Raw genomic sequence first — 21,177 nt, forward strand, 5'->3', positions numbered from 1 at the left:
CCGAGAGACCGCGAAGCAGACGAAGAAACGGAGAGCGGACGTCAGTCGGCGGCCTGAAACCCGCCGTCGTCCGCCGGAGTCGAGGCCGGCGTCGAGTCGACGGGGCCGTTGACGAACATCGCGTGACCGATGAGGCCGACGGCCACGACGGACGCGACCGGGATGGCCGTCGTGAGCGCGAGACCGAAGACGCTGAGCAGCGCCGTGATGCCACCGAGCGCGAGCGGGATGAGGCCGAGAACGAGGTCGTAGTATCCAGTCATAATCTATCATAAACTACAGGGTAGTAATACATAAGCGTTCCCCAAAATGAGCCGATACCATTCTATATTACCCCTGTATATTTGCTCCGTCGCCACCGGATAACTAACGAAAACTATTCCTATAACTTATGAAACGAGATCGGGTGTGCGCGCCCCACGAGCGCCGCGAAATCGGCAGCAAGCGGTTTGGGCGTCGGTCTCGCGGCTTCTGACCGCGGTGGAGTGACCCCTGACCGACGTCGAGTCGACGGTCGGGCCCGGCGAACGGTCACCGTCGGATCGGGCGGTCGGTCACCGGGCCTCGCCACTACACACCGGACGCGGCCTACTATCACGATCGATAATCACGGCGGTGAGTGGCGGACCGGTCGATCGCCCGGTGCGGGAAGTCAAACGCGATGGTCGCCCGTTAGAGCGCGTCTGCTACCTATTATCTCGTGTGATACTCCGACACATGCACTTATGTTCGGGTGTCGGCAAGGTGTCGGTGGAGGTCGAGGCGGCACGCGCCGGCTCAGGATACAATGACGCCAGACGCAACGGACGACCCCGACGGACGGACCGGATCGGACGAGCAACGGCGACGGTACGCCGAGCTCAGCATCGGTGACGAGGAGTTCGTCATCTACGACCGCGAGAACCACCAGGCGTGGCTCCAGTCGACAGTCGCCGTTCCGGTCGAGGAGTCCCAATGACGACGGATCTCGACGGGGTCGCCCCCGGCGCGGACGTCCCCCTCCGGTATCGCGAGACGAACTGACCCCACATCCACCCACCGCTGCGGTCCACCCCCTGCGTTCACTCACACCCCTGTGCGGTACTGTCGGGCGCGGTCGTCGACCGCGCCGCTTTCGCGTTTCACTCCACAGCGACGCTGCACACGCTCGTGACGCGAGCGGGTCAGCGGTCCGACGCGAGGACGCTCACCGCGACGCGCCACGGGACCAGCAGCGCGAGCGTGACGACGACCGAGACGACGAAGAAGGTCGCCGCGGCCCCGCCCGGGACGACCGCGGTCGCTCGGAGCGCCTGCGCGACCAGCGCCGCACCGACCCAGGCGGGCACCGTCAGCGCGACCGCTCGCTTCGCCGAGCCGTAGGTGTCGGCCGCGTAGAGCCCGCCGAGCGGGGCGGTGACGGCCCAACCGGCGGCGAACGTGAGCACCGTGGCCGCGACGCGACCGGGGTTCGCCGTCGGGTCGATGCTCTCGTGACCGACCGTCACGCCCAACAGGACGAACGCGGCGATACAGATCAGGTCGCCGAGCGCGACCAGCGCGGTGAACGGCACGGGTTCGACGCGGAGGGCGAGCGCCGTGCGATCGGATGTCATTACTCGAAGGGAGGCGTCGCCGCCCCTTCACTGGTTCGATGGGTCGGCGACGTCGCGGCCGTCGCCGTCGGCTGGGCCGGTCGCAGGCACGGGTTTGACGCCCGCGACCGTGTAACCGAACCCGCGGTCGGGGACCGACGCCCGGAAGCCCGCCGCCGCGACCCGGTCGGCCAGGGCGTCGGCGGCGAGAAACCGGGAGTCGAAGCCGACGAGGTGTTCGGCCGCGACCAGTCCCCGACCCCGAATCGTCGTCGGGTCGAACTCCCGTATCACGAGCGCGCCACCGGGCCGAAGCGCACGATGGGCTGCCGCCACCACGTCGTCGGCGTCGGCCATGTGGTGCAACGCGTCGACGACCAGCACCGCGTCGACCGACTCGTCTGCGACCGGGAGTCTGGCGGCGTCGCCCTGGACGGTCTCGAGTCCGTGGCCTCGTGCCTCCCGAAGCATCCCCCGGGCCGCGTCGACGACGACCGGTCGCGGCACGTCGAGCGCGCGCGAAGCGCGCCCGGTCCCGCCGCCCACGTCCAGCAGGCGCTCGACCGGTCGCTCGGCCCGCTCCAGCCCAGCCGTCAGCGTCTCCGGGTCGGCCGCGTACATCGCCCGGTCGTACAGCCGCGCGAACCGGTGGAAGACGCCCACGTCGCCGAGTGTCATACGTCCGAATACGGGTGCCTGCGGCATAACGGTGGCCGGGAACGAGACCGGAGTCCGGTCGCATCGGTCCACCGCGTCCTACAAGAGGCCGCGCCCGGTAGCCGCGAGCGATGGAGTACGTCCTGCTGGGGTGGCCCGAGTCCGGGCCGACGCTGACGCTGGACTGGCAGCGGTTCAGCTACGCCGGCAAGTTCGTGATGTCGAACACGGGGAAGGCGCTCGTCCGGACCGACGACGGGCCGGGGCCGCCGGTGACCGACGACGGCGACGCCGCCGCCGACGTCGTCGCCGCGGCGGCGTTCAACGAGGACCGCACCGACCCGTCGGTCTGCTGGATCCGCTACATCACCGTCCGCGAGGACCGCCGCGGCGACGGGATCGGTCCGGATCTCGCCGCGTTCGTCGCCGCCCGCGCTCGCGACCGGGGCTACGACCGCGCCCGCATCGCCGTCAACAACCCCTTCGCCTACCAGGCGCTGTACCGCGCCGGGTTCGCGTTCACCGGCGAGGAGACCGGTGTCGCCGAACTCGTCCTCGACCGGCCGCTGGGCGAGGGCGACGACGTCGCGGGGCCAGCCGGCGACCGCACGCGCGAGACCTACCAGGCCGGGCTCGACGTCTATCGCGAGCGCGCCGGAGCCGACGACGGCCCGGACCTCTCGGCGGACGAACGCGAGTTCTTGACCGAGACGGAGGGCGTCGACCCACCGGACCCCGTCGACCCGCCCGCCTGAGGGCGCTTCCGACCGGCTCCGCCCGCGGCGACCCGCACGGGTCAGACGGCGACTTCCTCGTCGTCGACTGGTGACTCGAAGACGCGGGCACCGCAGTCGTCGCAGGTGACCGCGGCGACGGTGCGACTGGTACAGCACGACTCGACGGTCTCGGTGCCGAACGAGACCGGGCTCCCGCAGTCGGGACAGGTCTCGAGGAAGATCCGCAGGCCGTTGCAGACCTGTCCGCGCTCCCGGGCCGACAAGCCCGCCCAGCCGGACAGGCGGTCGGCCAACAGCGTCGCCGCCGCGAGGTCCGCGTGGAACGCCGCCCGGGACTCCCAGGCGCCGACCCGCCGGCCGTCGACGCTGACCGCGAAGGAGTTGCCCACCTCCTTCGTCGTCACCTCGCCGTCGTCCAGACCGAACCGGTCGAGCCAGGGGCCGAGGTCCTCGTCGTCGGCCCGAATGGCGTCGATCTCGTCGCGCCACGCCCCCTCGAAGTCGCCGGTCAGACAGCGATCGTCGCCGCGACACGGCTCGATCGCCCCGGCGCGTTCGAGCAGCGCCTCCGGGTCGACCGGTTGGGCGTCGGCGGGCACCGCGGCGTCACCGTCGGCACCGCCGGCTTTCGTCCCCTCGTCGCCCGCGTCCGCGTCCGCTCCGGCCCCGGCGGCGATCCCCTCGGGCGACGACTCGGGGGTCTTCCCGAAGGCCGCCAGCACCGACGCCGGCAGGTATCGCTTCGTCAGCGTCGGCGTCCCGGGGACGAGATACCCCCGCAGCCAGATCGCCGCCAGCGAGACGGCGAGGACGCCCGTCGCGACGCCGAGGGCGACCGTCGAGTAGCCGGCGGCGACGATCCAGGCCGCGAGCAGCGTCGACCCCACCGACGCGATCCCGACGTTGAGCACTGTACACGGCAGACAGCGGTTCTCGCCCGTGTACTCCGGGCGGCGCAACCGCGTCACGAGTGACCCCAGCATACCACTCCGTTCACACCCCACCGAATTGAATGTGACGGACGACTGAAACCACGTTCGTGGTACGCAACTGATCGGTTGCCGTGCGGTCACGACCCTCCGCGGGTGAGCAGGCGGTCGGGCGAGGTGGTCGGGCGAGGCGGTCGGGGGATTCAAATCGGGGCTGGACCTATCGAGCGGTGATGGGAAACGCAGACCTCCGGGACCTGGCCGCCATCGACGAGGTGCCGTTCGACGACCTGTCGGGGTCGGTCGTCGCCGTCGACGCGCACAACTGGCTCTACCGGTACCTGACGACGACCGTCCGCTGGACGAGCGACTCGATCTACACGACCGCCGACGGCGAGGAGGTCGCCAACCTCGTCGGCGTCGTCCAGGGGCTCCCGAAGTTCTTCGAGCACGACATCACGCCCGTGTTCGTCTTCGACGGCGACGTCGTCTCGCTCAAGGACGACGAGGTCGAGCAGCGACGCGCCGAGCGGGAGCAACGGGAGGAACGGCTCGAAGCGGCGCGTGAGGAAGGGGACGCGGTCGCCGTCGCTCGTCTCGAATCGCAGACCCAGCGGCTCACCGAGACGATCCTCTCGACAACTCGCGAGGCCCTCGAACTGCTCGACGTGCCCGTCGTGCAGGCGCCGGCCGAGGGCGAGGCCCAGGCGGCCCACATGGCCCGGGAAGGCACGGTCGACTACGTCGGGACGGAGGACTACGACGCGCTCTTGCTCGGGGCGCCGCTGACGCTGCGCCAACTTACCAGCAAGGGCGACCCCGAACTGATGGACTTCGAGGCGACGCTGGCCGCGCTCGACGTCACCTGGGAGCAACTCGTCGACGCCGCGATCCTCATGGGCACGGACTTCAACGAGGGGGTCTCCGGCTACGGGCCGAAGACCGCGGTGAAAGCCGTCCGCGAGCACGGCGACCTCTGGGGCGTCTTCGAGGCCGACGACGTCTACGTCGACCAGGCCGACCGCATCCGCGACCTGTTCTTAGAGCCCGCCGTCACCGACGACTACGCGTTCGACCGCGAGATCGAACCCGACGTCGAGGCAGCGCGAGCCTACGTCTGCGAAGAGTGGGAGGTCGCTCCCGACGAGGTCGAGCGCGGCTTCGAGCGCATCGAGCAGTCGGTCGTCCAGACCGGCCTCGACCGCTGGACCTGAGTCGGGCGGGCACGGCGACCGGACCCGGCACGGACTCGCCCGGTCGGTTCCACCGGTGGTTAGCCGGTGGACCGTCGCCGGCTTCGTTCGTCCGCGCTCAGACTGCGTCGGCCTCGTCGATCGTCGCCTCCTCGTCGGCCTCGAGGCGGAAGCGGTCGACGAGGTCGTGGACGTCGTCGCTCATTACGTTCAGATGTTCGGCGGAGTGGGCGACCTCGTCCATCGCGGTCGCCTGGTCGTCGAGCCCGGTGGAGATCTGTTCGACCGAGGCGGCGATCTCCTCGGCCAGCGCCGTGTTGTCCTCGACGATGGCGCTGACCCGTTCGGCGTCGTCGGCCTGGGTCTCGACGGCGTCGGTGATCTCGGTGACGCCCTGGCTAGTGGTCTCGATCCGGTCGCGGATCTCGCCGAGGCGGTCGCCGACGGTCTCGACGGCGTCGGCGCCGTCCTCGACCCGCCGATTGGCCTGGCGAATGCTCCCGACCAGTTCGTCGGTCTGCTGCTGGACCTCGTCGATGATCCGCGCGATGTCCTCGGCGGAGTCCTGTGACTGCTCGGCGAGGCTCTTGACCTCCTCGGCGACGACGGCGAACCCTTCGCCGGCCTCGCCGGCGCGGGCGGCCTCGATGTTGGCGTTGAGCGCCAGCATGTTCGTCTGGTCGGCGATCTCGGCGATCATCTCGACGATCTCGCCGACCTCCGCCATCGACGCCTCCAGTGAGTCGATCCGCTGAGCCACGTCACCGGTCGCGTCGGTCGCCTCGCGGATCTCGCCGACGGCGTCGTCGACCTCCGTGACGCCCTCCTCGGCCATGTCGGCGGCCTCCGCCGAGCGCTCGTCGATCACGCCGACGGTGGCCGTTATCTGCTGGAACGACGCCGACAGGTCCTCGACGGTGGCGCTGGCGCGCTCGGACCGGTCGGCCAGGTCGTCCGCGCCGTCGGCCAACTCCGCGCTCGAGGCGTCGATCTCCTCGATCGAGGCGGTGGCTTCCTCCGAGGAGGCCGCCAGTTGGTCGCTGGTCGCGGTCAGGTCGTCGGACTGGTCGGTCAACGACTCGATCACCTGCCGGATGTTGTACACCGCCCGCCCCAGGTCGTCGTTCATCGCGTCGAACTCCTCGTGCATCGCCCGGATCGCCTCGAACTCCTCGTCGGGTTCGGGCACGCTTGGGTCGACGGTGAGGTCGCCCTCGGCCAGGCGAGCCAGCTTCTCCCGGAGGTCGTCGAGCACCCGTTCCTGGTAGGCCTCCAGGGCCCGCTTGCGACGCCGCTCGCGGCGTCGCTCGGTGATCTCGTCGTAGACGGCCAGCGCGCCGACCCGGTCGCCGTCGTCGTCGGTCAGCAGCGTGACCGTCCGGCTGACCGGCGTCTCCTCGCCGCCGATCGTCAGCGTCGCCTCGTCGTCCTGCACGTCCGTGCCCTCGGTCAGCGCCGTCGTGACCGTGTCCTCCACGTCCGAGTCCCAGAGGTCGTGCGGGCGGGCGCCGACCGCCTCGGCGTCGGTCGTCTCGAACAGCGAGCGAGCCTGACTGTTGAGGTGGGTGATCGCTCCGTCCGTGTCGACCACCACGGTCGGCTCGGTCAACCCATCGAGGATACTCCCCACCAGCGCGGCGGCGTCGGCACCGGCGCCGTCGCCGACCGCCTCCGATCCGTCCGCGGGTTCGACAGATTCGGTCTGCTCGGTCGACTGACCCCCCGTCTGCGCCCGTGACGCGAGTAGCGAGAACATAGCTCCACCGTGTGGGCGACTACCAAAGAGCGATTCTCCTAACGGCATTGGGCGGATCCGTGGCCGCCCCAATACAGATTGGGGTGGCGCGACCGGTCGAATATCGTGCCTGAAAACGGGCCGACGGCCCGTCACTCCTCGAGCAGCGAGCGCAGGAGGTTCGCTTGCGCGCGTCGGAGGTGTTCGGCGAACGTCGGCTGGGCGACCGACAGGTCGGCGGCGACCTTTTCGCCGGAGCTGTGGCGGGGCCACTCGAAGAAGCCGGCGTCGTAGGCGGCGAGCAGGGCGGCCCGCTGGCGTTCGGTGAGCGCGTCGAACGGGTCGGACTCGGCGACGGTCGGGTCCGTCCGCTGTGCGAGCACCGTCGCCTCGCCGTCGCCGCCCAGCCGCCCGGTCAGTTCTCGCACGTCGGTCTCGGGCCGGACGCGAGCGACCAGTCGGGCGTGCCCGTCGGTGTGGACGAGCCGGACGATCCGCCCGCCGGCGCCGCGGACCGCGTCGGCGGCCGTGCGGTCGACGGTCCGCAGTTCGAAGCGCGTCCGGTCGGCGGACGCGGAGACGACGCGACCGTCGGCGACCCCGGCGGCGGCCGCCAGCCCGTCGGCGACGGCGTCGGCGTCGGCCGCGGTCTCCGCGTAGAGGAGACACGTCTCGTCGGCTGCCGGGACGGCCCGAGTGACGGTCACGTCCGCGCCGAGTTCGTTCACCAGCGGTCCGATCGGTGCGAGACTGGAGTCGATGCGCACGACCAGTTCGACCTCGTCGTCGGCACTGGCAGCCAGGCGTCGCTTGGCAGCCCCGCTCGCCTTGGCGACCATGTCGGCCAGTTCGACCAGCACCGTCACCGTCTCCTCGTCGAAGGCGTCGGGCGCGCCGGCACAGACCGTGAGCACGCCGTGGGGGACCCCGTGGTGGACCAGCGGGAACGCGGCCACCGACCGGAAGTCCCGCGACAGCGCTTCCTGCCGCCAGGCCTCGCCGCGGAAGTCGCTGGCGACGCGGTCGACGACGACCGGCTCGCGCGTCCGCCTCGCCCGCCGCGTCGGATTCTCCGCCCCGCCGCCGGCGTCCGCGACGGTCGCCTCGACCACCTCGAAGTAGCCATCGCCGCGACCGGCGACCGCCTCGACCGTCGGCTCGTCGCCGCCCCGGTCGCGGGTCGAGAGCGCGACGAGCGAGAACTGCTCGACGGCCGCCAGCCGCTCGCAGACGAGGTCGGCGATCTCCGCGGGCGTCTCCGCGCCCACCAGCGCGTGACCGATCCGCCGGACGCGCTCGTTGATCTCGTCGAGTCGTTCGAGCCGGCGGTGCTGGCGCGACAGTTCGGCGTCGCGCTCGGTCAGCGCCCGCTTTCGAGCGACGGTGTCCAGCGCCGCCTCGGCGTTGGCCGCCAGCAGGTCCGCCAGCTCGACCGTCCGGTCGTCGAAGGCCGCGACCGCCGTCGACCCGGCGAGCAAGATTCCGTGCTCGCCCATCGGCACGAACAGCTCCGACCGGACCGCTGTCTCCGGATTGTACACCGCTTCGGCGGCCCGGACGTCGTCGAAGACGGCGACTTCGCCGCGCATGAACGCCTCCCAGGCGACGCCCTCGCCCGGGCCGAAGGTCGGTACTTCCTCGACGACCTCGTCGGCGCCGGCGTTCCGTGCTGCGGGTTCGAGGACGTTCGCCGCCTCGTCGAACAGGAACGCGCCGACCACCTCGATGTCGAGCAGGTCCGTCGTCGCCGCGACCACCCGCTCGCAGATGGCTTCCTCGCTCTCCAGCGGCAGCAGTTCTCTCGTCACGTCGTGCAGCGCCGTCAGCGTCTCCTCGTGGTCTCGGTAGTCCGAGACGTCCCGGCCGACGCCGGCGAACCCGACCACCTCGCCGTCCGCGTCGGTGATCGGCGCGCCGTTGAACTCGTAGGGGACCGCCTCGCCGTCGCGGGTCACCAGGTCGGCTTCGACCGCCCCCGGAGCCGACTCCGCGCCGATATCGCCCAGCGCCTCGGCGACCCGCGCCCGGTCGGCCACCGCCACGAAGTCGAGCGCCCCCATCGTCGCGATCTCCCCGGAGTCGTACCCCGTGACCCGCTCCAGACCGTCGTTCCACTGGACGATCCGGCCGTCCGCGGAGAACGCGTACAGCACGTCGGGGACCGTCTCCAGCAGCGTCTCTGTCAGCGCTCGGTCCGACCACTCGCGACCGTCGCCGCGGCCGGCGAGTTCGCCCGCGAGGAGGTCCGCGACGCCGTCGACCACCGTCCGAGCGGTCGAGCGGTCCCGCGCAGCCGCCCCCTCCCCGACGAAACAGACGGCCCCGAACGGATCGCCGTCGACTGTCACCCGTCTTCCTGCGAACCACTCGCTCGACGCGTCGTCTCCTCCCGTCTCGACCGTCGGATCCGGACTGCCGACGGTCGCCCGTATCCGACGGTCCGAGACGGCGAACCTCGACGCATCGTCCTCGGTCGCAGCGGTGTGGACGACCCACCCGTCCGTACCGACCTGCACCAGCGCGCCTGCTGTACAGCCGAGCGCTACGCGCCCGAGTTCGACGACCGTCGCTATCCCGTCGTCCTCGCGTCCGTACTGGACGCGTCCGCTCGCCGGTCGGTGTCCCGCTCGCCCGGGGCCGTCGTCGCCCGGGTCCTCGACCGGTCGATCGGCCGCCGGCTGTGTGTCCTCTCCCATCTCTGATCCGGGGTGGGTCCCGTCTGTCCGTCTCCAAGGAACAGTATCGTATAAGCGTCCGGGGGTAAGTATCAGCCGAAAGATTCCGGGATCGACGGGCAGAAACGAACTCACCCGCCGGGACAGCCCGTTTCCCACGTCTCCTCGTCGAGGATCACGGGCACGTCCACCGACAGCTCGGAGTCGTAGCCGGCGAAACGCGTGTCGATAGACGCGCTCGCCGAACTCCCGCCCTGGCTCACTTCGAAGCGGACCGCCGACCGCAGCGGGCGACTCGTCTCGGCGTCGAGCCAGACCCGCACCGTCGCGTTCTCGACGCTCGGCCCGCCGAGCAGCGACCGGTCGCGTCGTTCCTGATACCTGGTGAGCGCCTCCGTCGTCGGGCGGCCGACGAGCAGGACCGCCTTCTCGCCGTCGACGGTGCGAGTGCCGTTGTGGGAGAGCGACCCCGATTCGAGCAGCGCGAGCTGGCGCGCGGCCGGCGTCGTCGTCCGCCAGTCGTCGGCAGTCACGTTCTCGACGCCCCACATGTCCATCCCCATCGGCCCGCCGCACTCCCGGTAGGCGGTCCCGTCGATCACGTACGCTTCGTGCGCCTCGCCCTCGTGGACGCTCGTCGAGTGCATCCGCCGGTCGGCGGCGTCGACGGTGCCGTTCGTCCCTACCGCGACGCGCTCGGTCTCGCCGTCGGCTGTCGCGACGACGCGCAGGTCCCCGTCGAAGCGGTAGGTGTCGGTGGCGTTGACGGCGTCACGGGCGTCGGCGAGCGCGGAGGCGGCGCGCTCGTCGCGGGAGTGGTCCGGGCCGAGCACGGAGCACCCGGCGAGGACGAGACAGACGGCTATGACGAGGTGGAGGGCCGGCCGGTCCATGGTCGGGCGATGGACCGCGGGTGCCAAGTGTCTTCGGTGGGTTTTACGCCTCTCCCTGCGACGCTCCGGGTATGTCAGACGACGAGTTCCGAACGGAGGAGGACAGCCTCGGTGAGATGCAGGTCCCGGCGGACGCCTACTGGGGCGCCCAGACCCAGCGCGCCGTCGAGAACTTCCCGATCAGCGAGGAGACCTTCGGCCGGCGGTTCGTCCGCGCGCTCGGCGTCGTCAAGAAGTCCGCGGCGCTGGCCAACGACGACCTGGGCCTCGTCGAGTCGGAGAAAGTCGAGGCCATCGTCGAGGCGGCCGACGAGGTCATCGCCGGCGAGCACGACGACCAGTTCCCCGTCGACGTGTTCCAGACCGGCTCGGGCACCTCCTCGAACATGAACGCCAACGAGGTCATCGCCAACCGCGCAAGCGAGATCTACGGCGCCGAGATCGGTTCTCGGACGATTCACCCCAACGACCACGTCAACTACGGCCAGTCGTCCAACGACGTGATCCCGACCGCGATGCACGTCGCGAGCCTCGAAGCCGTCGAGAAGGACGTCCTCCCGGCGCTTTCGACGCTCGCCGACGCGCTCGGCGAGAAGGAGGGGGAGTTCGACGACGTGGTCAAGACGGGTCGCACGCACCTCCAGGACGCGACGCCCATCACACTCGGTCAGGAGTTCTCCGGGTACCGCACCCAGGTCGAGAAGGGCATCGAGCGCGTCGAGAACGTCACCGACCACCTGAGCGAACTCGCCCTGGGCGGCACCGCCGTCGGCACGGGTCTCAACACCCACCCCGAGTTCCCCGCCACGGCCGCGGAGTACATCAGCGAGGAGACCGGCGTCGAGTTCCGCGAAGCGGACAATCACTTCGAGGCTCAGGCCGCCCACGACGCGATGAGCGAGGCCCACGGCGCGCTGCGGACCGTCGCCGGGAGCCTCAACAAGATCGCCAACGACCTGCGGCTGCTGGCGTCGGGTCCCCGGAACGGCCTCGGCGAGGTCGACCAGCCGGAGAACCAGCCCGGTTCGTCGATCATGCCCGGGAAGATCAACCCGGTCGTCGCCGAGGCGGTCAACCAGGTCCACAAGCAGGTCGTCGGCAACGACGCCGCCGTCTCCGCGGGCGCCGCGGAGGGCCAGATCGACCTCAACCTCTACAAGCCGGTGCTGGCGAACGACTTCCTCCAGTCGGCACGGCTGATCTCGAACGGCAGCGAGGTCTTCGCCGAGAAGTTCGTCGCGAAGCTCGAAGCCGACCGCGAGCACTGCGAGGAGCGCGTCCAGCAGTCGATGGCGCTGGCGACGGCGCTCAACCCCGCGATCGGCTACGACAAGGCCAGCAAGGTCGCCAAGCAGGCCATGGCCGAGGGCAAGACGATCAAGGAGGTCGTCGTCGCCGAGGGCTACCTGAGCGAGGAGGAGGCCGACGAGGTGCTCGACCCGGCGAAGATGACCGAGCGTGTGATCCTCGGGGACGAGTAGGGAGATTCGAGCGGAGCGAGAATCTCCGTAATGCGAGCGGCGAACGCGGTGAGCCGCGAGCAGCCCGGTTCGAACAGCGGTCATCCCGGAGTGCGGGCGGTTGCGTTGACGGACGGTGTAGCGCGGTCTTCCTCGCCGACGGCGGCGCGGGCCTCGGGCAGCCACTCGGGGGGTGAGACGGTAGCGTTCCCCACCTGCCGATAGGCGAACTCGTACTCGATACGGGTGGGCGTCCCGCGCCGTTCGGTGGTGTAGGTGACCGAGAGCCGGCGGACGAACCCGTCGGCGGTGACGACGGCGCCGACGGAGAGGTTCGCGGCGTACTCGCCGTCGACGACGCCGCCGCCGCGGTTCTCGACCCAGTAGCGCCGCTCGCCGTCGATCCGGCCGACCGAGACGGAGACGTTCCTGAGCGACAGGTACGACTGGATCCGGTTGGCGGCGATCAGCGCGACGATCTGGCTGTCGTTGGTCGCGGGCCGGGCGCGATAGAGGGGCCCGTCCACGTCCTGTTCGCGGACGTAGCGCCGTTCGCCGTCGGCGTACCGCTCGATCGCGGGCTGGTAGCCGAGCGTGAGGCCGGTCCAGACGACCCGCCGGGAGCGGCTCCAATGGTAGGTGTCGCCGGCTTCGAGCCGCACGGTTCGCGTGCGGTTGCGCGCCTCGGTCCAGTTGCCGTCGCCGGTCGCCGTCAGCGTCCGCCGGCGCTCGGCCCAGACGTACGACTGACCCGTCACTTCTCGCACGTGCGCGGACGCGAGGGCGCTCGGACTGATCCGACCCCGTGTCGTCACGCCCGGCGGGAGCGGCGAGGGGTCGGCCGTGTCGGTCGGCGCGGTCGTCGGTACCGGCGCGGGCGTCAGCGTCTCGACGGGGCTCTCGGACTCGCCCCCGTCGGCGACGATCGAACAGCCCGCGAGCACGACGAGGCCGACGACGACCAGCGCGCGCCCGTCCATGGGGCCACGTTCGGTCCGGACGGCCAAAACACCTCGGCGCCGGTCCGGGCGGGCGCCGTCCGATCGAGCCGTTCACCGACCGAACCGACGAACGAGGCGATGGGCCACGTACGCGGTCGCCGCGCCGACGGCCGCGGCCGAGAGCAGGTAGCCCGGCGTGAACGGGGTCAGGCTGGCGACGACCGTTCCGACCACCGCACCGACCGCACCGCCGACCGCGCCGGCCGTCTCGTCGTAGCTGTCGTCCGTACCCGAGCGTGATCCGAGCGACGGTTAGTCGTTGTCCCGAGCGCTCCGACCCCGTGACCGCGTCCAGCCGTCGAGACGGAGTCCTTTTTGTCCACCCGGTCACACACACGCTCAATGAGCGACGCCGACTACGACTACGAGGACCTGGGGCTGGTGGCAGGGCTGGAGATCCACCAGCAGCTGGACACGGCATCGAAGCTGTTCTGCCCGTGTCCGACGGAGCTCCGCGAACCCGAGGAGGCCGGTCGGACCTTCACCCGCTATCTCCACCCGACCAAGAGCGAGCTCGGCGAGATCGACGAGGCCGCCCTGGAGGAGAGCATGGTCGACCGGCAGTTCGAATATCTCTCCTACGACACCACCTGTCTCGTCGAGGAGGACGACGAGCCGCCCCACCGCGTCGACCGGGAGGCGATGGACGTGACCATGGAGATCGCCCAGCTGCTCGACGCGAGCGTCGTCGACCAGGTCCACGTCATGCGGAAGATCGTCGTCGACGGCTCGAACACCACGGGCTTCCAGCGGACGATGCGCGTCGCCGGCGAGGGCGCCATCGAGACCGACGACGGAACCGTCCGCATCGAGGACCTCATGCTCGAAGAGGAATCGGCCCAGCGCGTCGAGGAGACCGATTCGGGCGTGCAGTTCTCGCTCGACCGTCTCGGGATCCCGCTCGTGGAGATCGGGACCAAACCCGATATTCGCTCGCCCGAGCAGGCCCGCGCCGCCGCCGAGCGCATCGGCATGCTGCTGCGCTCGACGGGACAGGTCAAGCGCGGCTTAGGTACCATCCGCCAGGACGTGAACGTCTCCATCGCCGAGGGCGCCCGCGTCGAGATCAAGGGCGTCCAGAGCCTCGACGACATCGACGACATCGTCCGCAACGAGGTCCGACGGCAGGTCGAACTCCTCGATATCGCCGACGAACTCGACGGACGGGGCGCCGCCGTCGGCGAGCCTGAAGACGTGACCGAAGTCTTCGAAGACACCGACTCCGGTGTCATCGGCGGCGCGCTCTCCAGTGGCGGTAACGTGATGGCCGTCCGTCTGGACGGCTTCGACGGGCTCGTCGGCCGGGAGATCCAGCCCGACCGCCGGCTGGGGACGGAGTTCTCGGACCACGCCAAGCGCCACGGCGCCGGCGGCATCTTCCACACCGACGAACTGCCGGCCTACGGCGTCACCGAAGCGGAGGTTTCGGACCTGCGCGAGGCCGTCGGCGCCGGGCCCGAGGACGCCGTCGCGCTGGTCGCCGACGACCCCGAGACGACCGAGCTGGCCATCGAGGCGGTCGTCGAGCGCGCCGAGGCGGCGATGGACGAAGTCCCCGAGGAGACCCGCGACGCCACCGAGGAGGGGACGACCCGCTACCTGCGACCGCTGCCGGGCGCGGCGCGGATGTACCCCGAGACGGACGTGCCGCCGGTGGAACCCGACCCGTCGGAGGTCGACCAGCCCGAACTGCTCACCGAGAAGGTCGAGCGCTACCAGGCCGAGTACGACCTCGGTTCGGGGCTGGCCGAGCAGGTCGCCTACGGCGAGTCCATGCCGCTGTTCGAGCGGGTGGTCGGGGAGGGCGTCGACCCGACGCTGGCGGCCACGACGTTCGAATCGACGCTGACCGAACTCCGCCGGGACGACGTGGCCGTCGAGAACCTGACCGACGACCACCTCGCCGACGCGCTCGCGCTGGTCGACGAGGGCGAGGTCCCTCAGGAGGGCCTGGACGACCTGCTGCGGGCGCTTTCGGCCGACCCCGCTCTCACGGCCGAGGAAGCCGTCGAACGGGAGGACCTGGGCGGTGTCGGCGACGAGGAGGTGCGCGAGGCGGTCGTGCGGGTCGTCGAGCGCAACGCCGAGCAGGTCGAGGCCGAGGGTATGGGTGCGTTCTCCGGGCTGATGGGCGAGTGCATGGGCGAGCTGCGCGGGAAGGCCGACGGCGACACGGTCAGCAGCGTCCTCCGCGAGGAGATCCAGGAGCGAGCGTAACATGGAGGCGACCCGGCGCCGCGGGCTGGCCGCGCTCGTCGCGACGGTGCTACTGGGAGCGGCGACACTGGCGCTGGCGTCGGTGCCGCCGCGGCCGCTCCGGAGCGTCGTGGCGCTCGTCGGCTCGCTGGGGCTGCGGGTCGCGGCCGACTGGCTGGCCGTCGTGGCGCTGCTCGCGCTGGCCGAGCGCGTCGCCAGCGGCGACGGCTCGGTGACGCGGAGTGGCGTCCGTCGACTGGTCGGCGCCGTCTTCGTCGGCGCGGTGGCCATCGACGCGTCGCCGCTCGCGCGGCTGATCGTCGCGCCCGACCCCGTCGCCACGGCGGCCCTCGCAGAGGGGGTCGCGGGCGCGGTCCAGAGCGGGCTGTTCGCGGCCGGACTGGTCGCCGCGACCGCGGCGGGCGGCGCGACGCTCCGTGACGCGCTCGGCGACGAAGCCCGAGCGGGTCTGCCGATGGCGCCGAGCGAACGCCGACTCCCACGGGTCGAGCCGCGGGCGGTCGTCAGTGTCGCGCGGGTGCTCGGCGTCGCCGCGGCGCTGTGGCTGAGCGTCGAACTCGCGACGCGGCTGGCGCTGGGCGTCCCGTACGTCTGGCTGGCCGTCGTCGACGGGGCCGTCGCCGCGCTTGGGGGCGCAGTCGACTACGGCGTGCTGGCGGTGGCGTTCCTCGTCCTCGCGGTCGACGGGGCCGACGCCCGGACGGTCGTCGGCGGGACGGCCGTGGTCTGGCTGGTCCTCGTCGTCGGCGGCATCGCGGTCGCGGTCCTGAGCGCCGGTCTCGGTGTGGCGCTCATCGGCGCGACCGTGACGCCGATGGGCGCCGTCGAGGCCGCCGGGATGGGGCTGTGGCCCGCGCCGGACTCGTGGACGCAACTGCTCGCGACCGGCGCGTTCCTCGCCGGCGCGGTCGGCCTCTCGGTCGTCCAGCGGACCGTCTCCGACTCCGCCTCCGAGTCCGTCGGTGCCCGGGCCGACGACTCGGGGACTCCGCGATGAAGTCCTCGGCCCACGGGGCCATCTCGCTGGCCGTCGGGCTGGCGGCCGTCGTCGTGGCACCGCCCCCGATCCCGGCCGTGGCGGCTGTCGCGCTCGCCGTCGCGGTGGGCGTCGGCATCGACTTCGACCACTTCCTGCTCGCGCGGTACAACACCGGCCACTGGGGCGCCGCCGTGCGCTGTCTCCGCGACCCGCGGATCGTCTTCCTCGACCAGGACGCCATCTTCGAGGCCGGCGACGTGGGGTCGCTGAACCGCCTGCTCACGCACGTCCTCATCGGCGGAGTCGCGGTGCCGCTGGCGTACGTCTGGGACCCCTACGTGGGCGCGCTCGTCGCGGCGTCGCTGTACGCGCACCTCCTCGCGGACTTGGTCGCGGCCGCGCGGACGAGCGTCGTCGTCGAGCGGTCGTCGCTCGACGCCGAGCGCAGCGCCGACGGCGGCCACAGCGAGCGCGACCCGCCGCGGTAGATCGAGGGGCGGCCGTTACAGGTCGACGCTGGCCGCACCGATCGCGTCGGTCCGCTCGCGGTGCCACTCGACGTCGTCCCACATCCCCTCGAACTGCGGACCGCAGAAGTTGCTCGTCGAGATGGCCGTCCAGCGGCCGGTCTCGGCGGCCCGCTGGGTGCCGAACGCGCAGACCTCCTTGAGCCACGCCCAGTCGAGGCCGGGCCAGTCCTTGTAGTGGATGAGCGCCCACGACTCCGTGGTCGCGAGCGGGAGGCCCGTCTCGCGGGACCACTCGGCCGCGGCGTCGATGGCGTCGCCGAGTGCCGCCCGCCAGCGGTCGGGATCGTCGCGGTAGCGCTCTTCGGCGTGCTCGACGACCCACTCGTAGTGCTCTGCACTGTCGATGTCACCACCGTCGCGCTCGAAGTCGTAGTAGTCGGTGGCGTTCATCAGCCAGACGTGCGGTTCGAGGAGATCCATCCCGTCGGCGGGCTCGCGGCCCCACACGTCGGGGTCGACCGTCTCCGAGAGACAGTACTCTTGGTTCGGATACGCCTCGCGCACGCCCGCGATGGAGTCGGTTATCCACCGCCGACCCGCCGGGGAGTCCCGCGGCGTCCGGGGCTCGTCGGGGTCGTTGAAGTACGGCGCCCACTGGTGGAGCGGGAACTCGTTACAGAGGTCGACCCAACAGAGGGTGTCCAGCAGGCCCGCGTCGGCGATCCGATCGAGCGTATCGACCCAGACCGACGCCAGGTCTGCCGGGGTTCGGATCCCCATCCGGGCGCGGCTCTCGTCCTCGCGGAACCACGACGACAGCGCGACCGACACGTCGCGGTCGGCGCAGGCGCCGACGAACTCCGTCAGCGCGGGGGTCACCTCGACGCGACAGGTCGCGGGCGCTCCCCAGTCGCAGGCGTCGAAAGCCGGCGGGAGCGTCCACTCGCGGTCGGGGTCGGTGCCGACGAAGTGGGGATAGGCGTCGATCCGGACGGCGTCGTAGCCTCGCTCGACGAGTTCGTCGAGCGCCCGGTCCCAGTCTTCGTAGCCGCCGCCGGGATACCGCCGTTCCAGCCAGGAGAAGTCCCACATCGCTATCGCCAGCGGCGCGTCGCGGTCGACGAGTGTCATGGGACCCGCTCGGCGCCGGGGTACTTAATGGTAGCTCCGACGGGCACCCTCCGGGCCGCCGTCCGGTGGCGGTGGTGGCCGAACTGTCGGGTCGACACTACGACCGCGGGGCAGGATGGCGGAACACTTGTATCCGGGGGACACCTCCCGATAGCAATGTACGTTCTGGGGCCGCCGCTGTGGAACGAGTCAGTCGGTGAGGGGACGACGCTGCTCGTTCGCGGGCGGACCATGACCCGGAAGACGGACATGACGACGCAACTGCTCGCGGGCGACGACGACGGCGACACAGGTACGGTGCTGGTGACGACCGACGAACGACCGGCCTCGCTCTGGGAGCGATACCGGGGCCTCGCACCGAACGCCGACCCGAGCAGGGTCGGGATCGTCGACGCGACCGGTGAGGCGGGCGGCGGGGACCGCCCGGTCACCGACGCGACCGAGGGCACCACGTTCTCGGCGGACGGCGTGGGGACGCCGGCGGTCGGGTCGGTCAACTCGCCGGCCGACCTGACCGGTATCGGGATGATGGTGAGCCGGTTTTTCGACGAGCTGCTGACCGAGCGCGGTGTCGGGCGGATCCGGGTCGGCATCGCGACGCTCAACACGATGGCGATGTACGCCGACACAGAGCGGATCACGCGTTTCGTCCACGTGCTTAGCGGCCGGATCAGGTCCGTCGAAGGGCTGGGGCTCGTCGTCGTCCACACCGACGGGCTGGAGGGTGATATCGGTAACAGTCTCCCCGCGCTCGTCGACGGCCTCGTCGACATTCGCGAGGCCGACGACGGGTTCGAGGCACGGACGCGACGATTTGGCACCGACGGCGACTGGCGGCCGATCGACCTGACCGAGCCGGTCGGCGCGGCGGAGTCGAGCGATACTCGCGGGACGACGACGCCGACGAGCGCCCGACCGCCGGAGTCGCTCGGGGCGGCCGTCCGAGCGGTCGAGGCCGAGCGGCCGACGCTGACCCTCTGCAACTACGAGGAAGACGACGCGGCGCGCGAGGGCGAGGCGGACGCCCTCCGCTCGTACTTCGAGAGCCGGGACGTGACCGTCCGGACCGCGAGGCTGGACGCGGAGACGCCCCGTGGCGTCGCGCTACTGCACCGCGAGGAGGCGCTGCTGGCGGCGACGCCGACCGCCGACCTCGCCGACGCGATCGCACTCGACGAGTCGTCACTGTTCGCCGACGGCCGACGACCGGCCGTCATCGAGGCGCTCTCGGGCGACGCCCGCGCCGCAGGCGGCGTCGACCGTGCGTTCCTCGTCGAGGCGAGCCGCGTGGTCGAGACGCGCGCCGCGCGGACGAGCGGCGGCCGGCTCGATGCGGGGTTCCAGTCGCTCTCGCGGCTGTGGGCGGTGCCACGGACCCGTCGGATCTACGAGGCGCTCGCCGAGGCCGGGGTCGACGTGCACGCGTACGGCGTGGCGGACGCGGCCACGCCCCCGGACACGGCGATCACGGTCCACGCTTCCGACGACCCCGAGATACGCGACACCTGGTTCGTCGTCCACGACGGTGCGGGAGCCGGCGAGAGGGCGGCCGCACTGGTCGCGGAGGAGCGCGACCCGGGCGTCTACCACGGGTTCTGGACTCGCACGCCCGAGCGGGTGGCCGCGCTCTCGACGTACGTCGTCGAAACGCACTGTCACTGACCGTCTCGAACCGCGCCACTGGGCGCCAACGGCGCGTCGGTCCCGGCGAGCGTCGCGCTCGTCTCCCGGTCGTAGCGTCCTACGCGTCGCGGTCGTCCCCGTCGTCGCTCTCGAGTCGGTCGACCTTCCCGTCTGCCCGGCGGAAGACTCCACGGAGCGTCTTCGCCTCGCGACCGGTGGGATGGGCGCGGCCAACGAACCGCCGCCAGAGTCGCCGCGCTTTCGCTCGCTTCTCCTCGGGGTGGTCGATCGCGTCGAGGAAGTCGGCGAACTGCTCGTGCAGGCCCTCGACGGCGCGTTCGTCGGCGCGCTGGTGGCTCGACTCGGGGTGTTGGGTCTCCGCGACGGTCAGGTCCCGGAGTTCGTAGAGGACGACGGTCGCCGCCTGGCCGAGGTTGAGCACGGGGTACTCCCCGGAAGCGGGGATCGAACACACCTCGTCGAGGCGGGCGAGTTCCTCGTTGGTGAGTCCGACGCGCTCGCGGCCGAAGACGACGCAGGTGTCGGCGTCGACGCCGCGGAGGCTGTCGGCGAGGTCCGCGGGCGTCCGGAAGGGGTAGCGGGTGTGGCTGCGTTCGTCTTCGTTGGTGACGGCCGTGCAACCGACGGTGTGGTAGTGCTCGACCAGCTCGTCGAAGGAGACCTCACGAGCGTTCGGCAGGACGTCTTCGCGGGCCTGGCCGGCGAATCCGGCGGCCTCGCTCTCGGGGCCGACGTCGGGCGGGTCGACGAGCAACAGGTCCGAGAGCCCGAAGTTCTTCATCGAGCGGGCGATGGTGCCGACGTTACCGGAGGTCTCGGCATCGACGACGGCGACGGAGATCGAGGGGACTCCCTCGCGGTCCGGCGCGTCGCCGCTCGGCGCGTCGTCGCCGTCGTCGACCGTGTTGTCGCCGCTCATCAGTCGAAATCGATGTCCGACAGATCCATGTCGAGGGCGTCGAGCTCGTCGTCGTCCATCTCCTCGATCTCCTCTTCGAGGCCGGGCAGCTCCTCGTCGGGGTCGGGCGCCTCGGGGACGTCGTCGGGGTCTTCTTCGACGTGTTCGAGTTCGAACCCGTCGGGGGCGCGACCGCCGTCGAGGAACCACTGGTGGAAGCGGTCTTTCAGCTCGCGTTCGCCGGCGTGGTCCTTGCCGCCTTCCTCCTGGAACCAGTAGACGAAGTCGGCTTCGTGGTCGTCACAGAGGAGGACCTCGCCGAGCGCCTCGCCGTAGATGGCCTGGGCGGGGTTGCACCGCTGGATCTCTTCCTCGCCGTGGATCAGGTAACAGCAGTCGCAGGGCTCGCCCATCATCGCCGAGAGGCGGACGATCCGCTCGCGCGTCTCGGCGTCCATGTTGTCCAGCGGCCGGATCGTCCCGTCGGCGGCGAAGACCGCCTCCTCGTCGAAGCGCCAGCCGCGGAGCCCGATCGAGACCTTTCCCATGGCCGGTCGTAGACGACCGGTCGACAAAAAGCGCCCGTGTTGGCGCCGTCGACCCGTCGGACGCCGTCGAGTCAGTCGATTGACCCGACGATTTATGAGGGTGTGGTACCGACCGACACACATGGTCAGTTTCGTGGCCGTCGTAGTGTTCGCGGTCCTGGCGGCGATGGCGCTGGGGCTGGTCGCGTTCGTCGGGTCGGTGGCGCTCGGCCGAGTCGCGTCGGTGTCGTCGCGGTCGGAGGCGGCGATGCCGTCGCATTACTCGAGTCTCGTCCACACGACGCCGTCGAAGTACCCGGGCTACTGTCCGGAGTGCGAGACGAACAACGACCCCGACTACACCGTCTGCCGGAACTGCTCGGCGAAGCTGCCCGAGTCACGGTACGAGCGGGACACGCGGACGACCAATACGCTGTTCGACGAGCAGTAGTGCGGG

At 70.9% G+C, this 21,177-nt stretch carries 21 protein-coding genes; 9 read left to right on the top strand and 12 right to left on the bottom strand.

Annotation, left to right across the window (positions count from 1 at the left end; translation table 11 throughout):
• Positions 1-41: 41 nt before the first annotated feature.
• Entirely contained in the window at positions 42-263 is a 222-nt protein-coding gene (locus I7X12_RS11840; RefSeq protein ID WP_198060287.1) for a hypothetical protein, read from the bottom strand.
• 524 nt (positions 264-787) lie between these two features.
• On the opposite strand from I7X12_RS11840, the gene I7X12_RS11845 reads away from it, so the two are divergent.
• Positions 788-958: a DUF7331 family protein gene (locus tag I7X12_RS11845; RefSeq protein ID WP_198060288.1), complete on the top strand. Its 171-nt coding sequence runs from the start codon at positions 788-790 to the stop codon at positions 956-958.
• A gap of 205 nt (positions 959-1,163) precedes the next feature.
• Here the strand turns inward: I7X12_RS11845 and I7X12_RS11850 are convergent, their stop codons facing one another.
• Together I7X12_RS11850 and I7X12_RS11855 are read right to left on the bottom strand one after the other, a co-directional pair.
• Positions 1,164-1,595, bottom strand: a complete 432-nt coding sequence (locus I7X12_RS11850) for a DUF3054 domain-containing protein (RefSeq protein ID WP_198060289.1) — start codon at positions 1,593-1,595, stop codon at positions 1,164-1,166.
• A gap of 27 nt (positions 1,596-1,622) precedes the next feature.
• The gene (locus I7X12_RS11855) at positions 1,623-2,252 is read right to left on the bottom strand and encodes a class I SAM-dependent methyltransferase (protein ID WP_198060290.1); all 630 of its coding nucleotides are present in this window, start codon (positions 2,250-2,252) and stop codon (positions 1,623-1,625) included.
• Positions 2,253-2,362: 110 nt separating this feature from the next.
• Between I7X12_RS11855 and I7X12_RS11860 the strand changes: the two genes are divergently transcribed.
• Complete coding sequence (locus I7X12_RS11860) at positions 2,363-2,986, top strand: GNAT family N-acetyltransferase (RefSeq protein WP_198060291.1); 624 nt, start codon at positions 2,363-2,365, stop codon at positions 2,984-2,986.
• 41 nt (positions 2,987-3,027) lie between these two features.
• On the opposite strand, the gene I7X12_RS11865 is transcribed toward I7X12_RS11860, so the two are convergent.
• Positions 3,028-3,951: a hypothetical protein gene (locus I7X12_RS11865; protein WP_198060292.1), complete on the bottom strand. Its 924-nt coding sequence runs from the start codon at positions 3,949-3,951 to the stop codon at positions 3,028-3,030.
• A 179-nt stretch (positions 3,952-4,130) separates the two neighbouring features.
• On the opposite strand from I7X12_RS11865, the gene fen reads away from it, so the two are divergent.
• On the top strand, positions 4,131-5,111 hold the full coding sequence (gene fen / locus I7X12_RS11870; RefSeq protein ID WP_198060293.1) for a flap endonuclease-1: 981 nt from the start codon (positions 4,131-4,133) through the stop codon (positions 5,109-5,111).
• A 97-nt stretch (positions 5,112-5,208) separates the two neighbouring features.
• Here fen and I7X12_RS11875 read toward each other — a convergent pair whose 3' ends face one another.
• The 3 genes from I7X12_RS11875 to I7X12_RS11885 all read right to left on the bottom strand — a co-directional run bounded on the left by I7X12_RS11875 (position 5,209) and on the right by I7X12_RS11885 (position 10,393).
• Positions 5,209-6,846 carry a methyl-accepting chemotaxis protein gene (locus I7X12_RS11875; protein ID WP_198060294.1) on the bottom strand — a complete coding sequence of 546 codons (1,638 nt, stop codon included), beginning with the start codon at positions 6,844-6,846 and terminating at the stop codon, positions 5,209-5,211.
• A 131-nt stretch (positions 6,847-6,977) separates the two neighbouring features.
• Positions 6,978-9,521 (bottom strand): GAF domain-containing protein, encoded by a 2,544-nt coding sequence (locus I7X12_RS11880; protein WP_198060295.1) that lies wholly within the window; start codon positions 9,519-9,521, stop codon positions 6,978-6,980.
• A 110-nt stretch (positions 9,522-9,631) separates the two neighbouring features.
• Positions 9,632-10,393: a hypothetical protein gene (locus I7X12_RS11885; RefSeq protein WP_198060296.1), complete on the bottom strand. Its 762-nt coding sequence runs from the start codon at positions 10,391-10,393 to the stop codon at positions 9,632-9,634.
• A gap of 71 nt (positions 10,394-10,464) precedes the next feature.
• Here I7X12_RS11885 and I7X12_RS11890 point away from each other — a divergent pair, with 71 nt between their 5' ends.
• A complete protein-coding gene (locus I7X12_RS11890; protein WP_198060297.1) occupies positions 10,465-11,874 on the top strand; it encodes a class II fumarate hydratase in 1,410 nt (469 codons plus the stop codon).
• An 80-nt stretch (positions 11,875-11,954) separates the two neighbouring features.
• On the opposite strand, the gene I7X12_RS11895 is transcribed toward I7X12_RS11890, so the two are convergent.
• Positions 11,955-12,833: a DUF7537 family lipoprotein gene (locus I7X12_RS11895; protein WP_198060298.1), complete on the bottom strand. Its 879-nt coding sequence runs from the start codon at positions 12,831-12,833 to the stop codon at positions 11,955-11,957.
• A gap of 72 nt (positions 12,834-12,905) precedes the next feature.
• A complete protein-coding gene (locus I7X12_RS20695; RefSeq protein ID WP_269750310.1) occupies positions 12,906-13,028 on the bottom strand; it encodes a hypothetical protein in 123 nt (40 codons plus the stop codon).
• A 168-nt stretch (positions 13,029-13,196) separates the two neighbouring features.
• Between I7X12_RS20695 and gatE the strand changes: the two genes are divergently transcribed.
• Genes gatE through I7X12_RS11910 form a run of 3 tightly spaced genes read left to right on the top strand, consistent with a single transcriptional unit; the run spans position 13,197 to position 16,538 of the window.
• Positions 13,197-15,071, top strand: coding sequence for a Glu-tRNA(Gln) amidotransferase subunit GatE (gene gatE, locus I7X12_RS11900; protein WP_198060299.1), 1,875 nt, complete (start codon positions 13,197-13,199; stop codon positions 15,069-15,071).
• Position 15,072: 1 nt separating this feature from the next.
• Positions 15,073-16,068: a hypothetical protein gene (locus I7X12_RS11905; protein ID WP_198060300.1), complete on the top strand. Its 996-nt coding sequence runs from the start codon at positions 15,073-15,075 to the stop codon at positions 16,066-16,068.
• Positions 16,065-16,538 carry a hypothetical protein gene (locus I7X12_RS11910; protein WP_198060301.1) on the top strand — a complete coding sequence of 158 codons (474 nt, stop codon included), beginning with the start codon at positions 16,065-16,067 and terminating at the stop codon, positions 16,536-16,538. Before I7X12_RS11905 ends, I7X12_RS11910 begins: the two co-directional genes overlap by 4 nt.
• Before the next feature lie 15 nt (positions 16,539-16,553).
• Here the strand turns inward: I7X12_RS11910 and I7X12_RS11915 are convergent, their stop codons facing one another.
• The gene (locus I7X12_RS11915; RefSeq protein WP_198060302.1) at positions 16,554-17,651 is read right to left on the bottom strand and encodes a cellulase-like family protein; all 1,098 of its coding nucleotides are present in this window, start codon (positions 17,649-17,651) and stop codon (positions 16,554-16,556) included.
• Positions 17,652-17,807: 156 nt separating this feature from the next.
• Here I7X12_RS11915 and I7X12_RS11920 point away from each other — a divergent pair, with 156 nt between their 5' ends.
• Entirely contained in the window at positions 17,808-19,313 is a 1,506-nt protein-coding gene (locus tag I7X12_RS11920) for a DUF7504 family protein (RefSeq protein ID WP_198060303.1), read from the top strand.
• A 79-nt stretch (positions 19,314-19,392) separates the two neighbouring features.
• Here the strand turns inward: I7X12_RS11920 and I7X12_RS11925 are convergent, their stop codons facing one another.
• Together I7X12_RS11925 and I7X12_RS11930 are read right to left on the bottom strand one after the other, a co-directional pair.
• The gene (locus tag I7X12_RS11925) at positions 19,393-20,214 is read right to left on the bottom strand and encodes an RNA methyltransferase (RefSeq protein ID WP_198060304.1); all 822 of its coding nucleotides are present in this window, start codon (positions 20,212-20,214) and stop codon (positions 19,393-19,395) included.
• Positions 20,214-20,741, bottom strand: a complete 528-nt coding sequence (locus I7X12_RS11930) for a hypothetical protein (RefSeq protein ID WP_198060305.1) — start codon at positions 20,739-20,741, stop codon at positions 20,214-20,216. Before I7X12_RS11930 ends, I7X12_RS11925 begins: the two co-directional genes overlap by 1 nt.
• 121 nt (positions 20,742-20,862) lie before the next feature.
• Between I7X12_RS11930 and I7X12_RS11935 the strand changes: the two genes are divergently transcribed.
• Positions 20,863-21,171 carry a hypothetical protein gene (locus I7X12_RS11935; RefSeq protein WP_198060306.1) on the top strand — a complete coding sequence of 103 codons (309 nt, stop codon included), beginning with the start codon at positions 20,863-20,865 and terminating at the stop codon, positions 21,169-21,171.
• Positions 21,172-21,177: the final 6 nt, after the last annotated feature.

It is taken from the genome of Halosimplex litoreum (assembly GCF_016065055.1).
In the GTDB taxonomy this organism is placed as follows: Archaea; Halobacteriota; Halobacteria; order Halobacteriales; family Haloarculaceae; genus Halosimplex; species Halosimplex litoreum.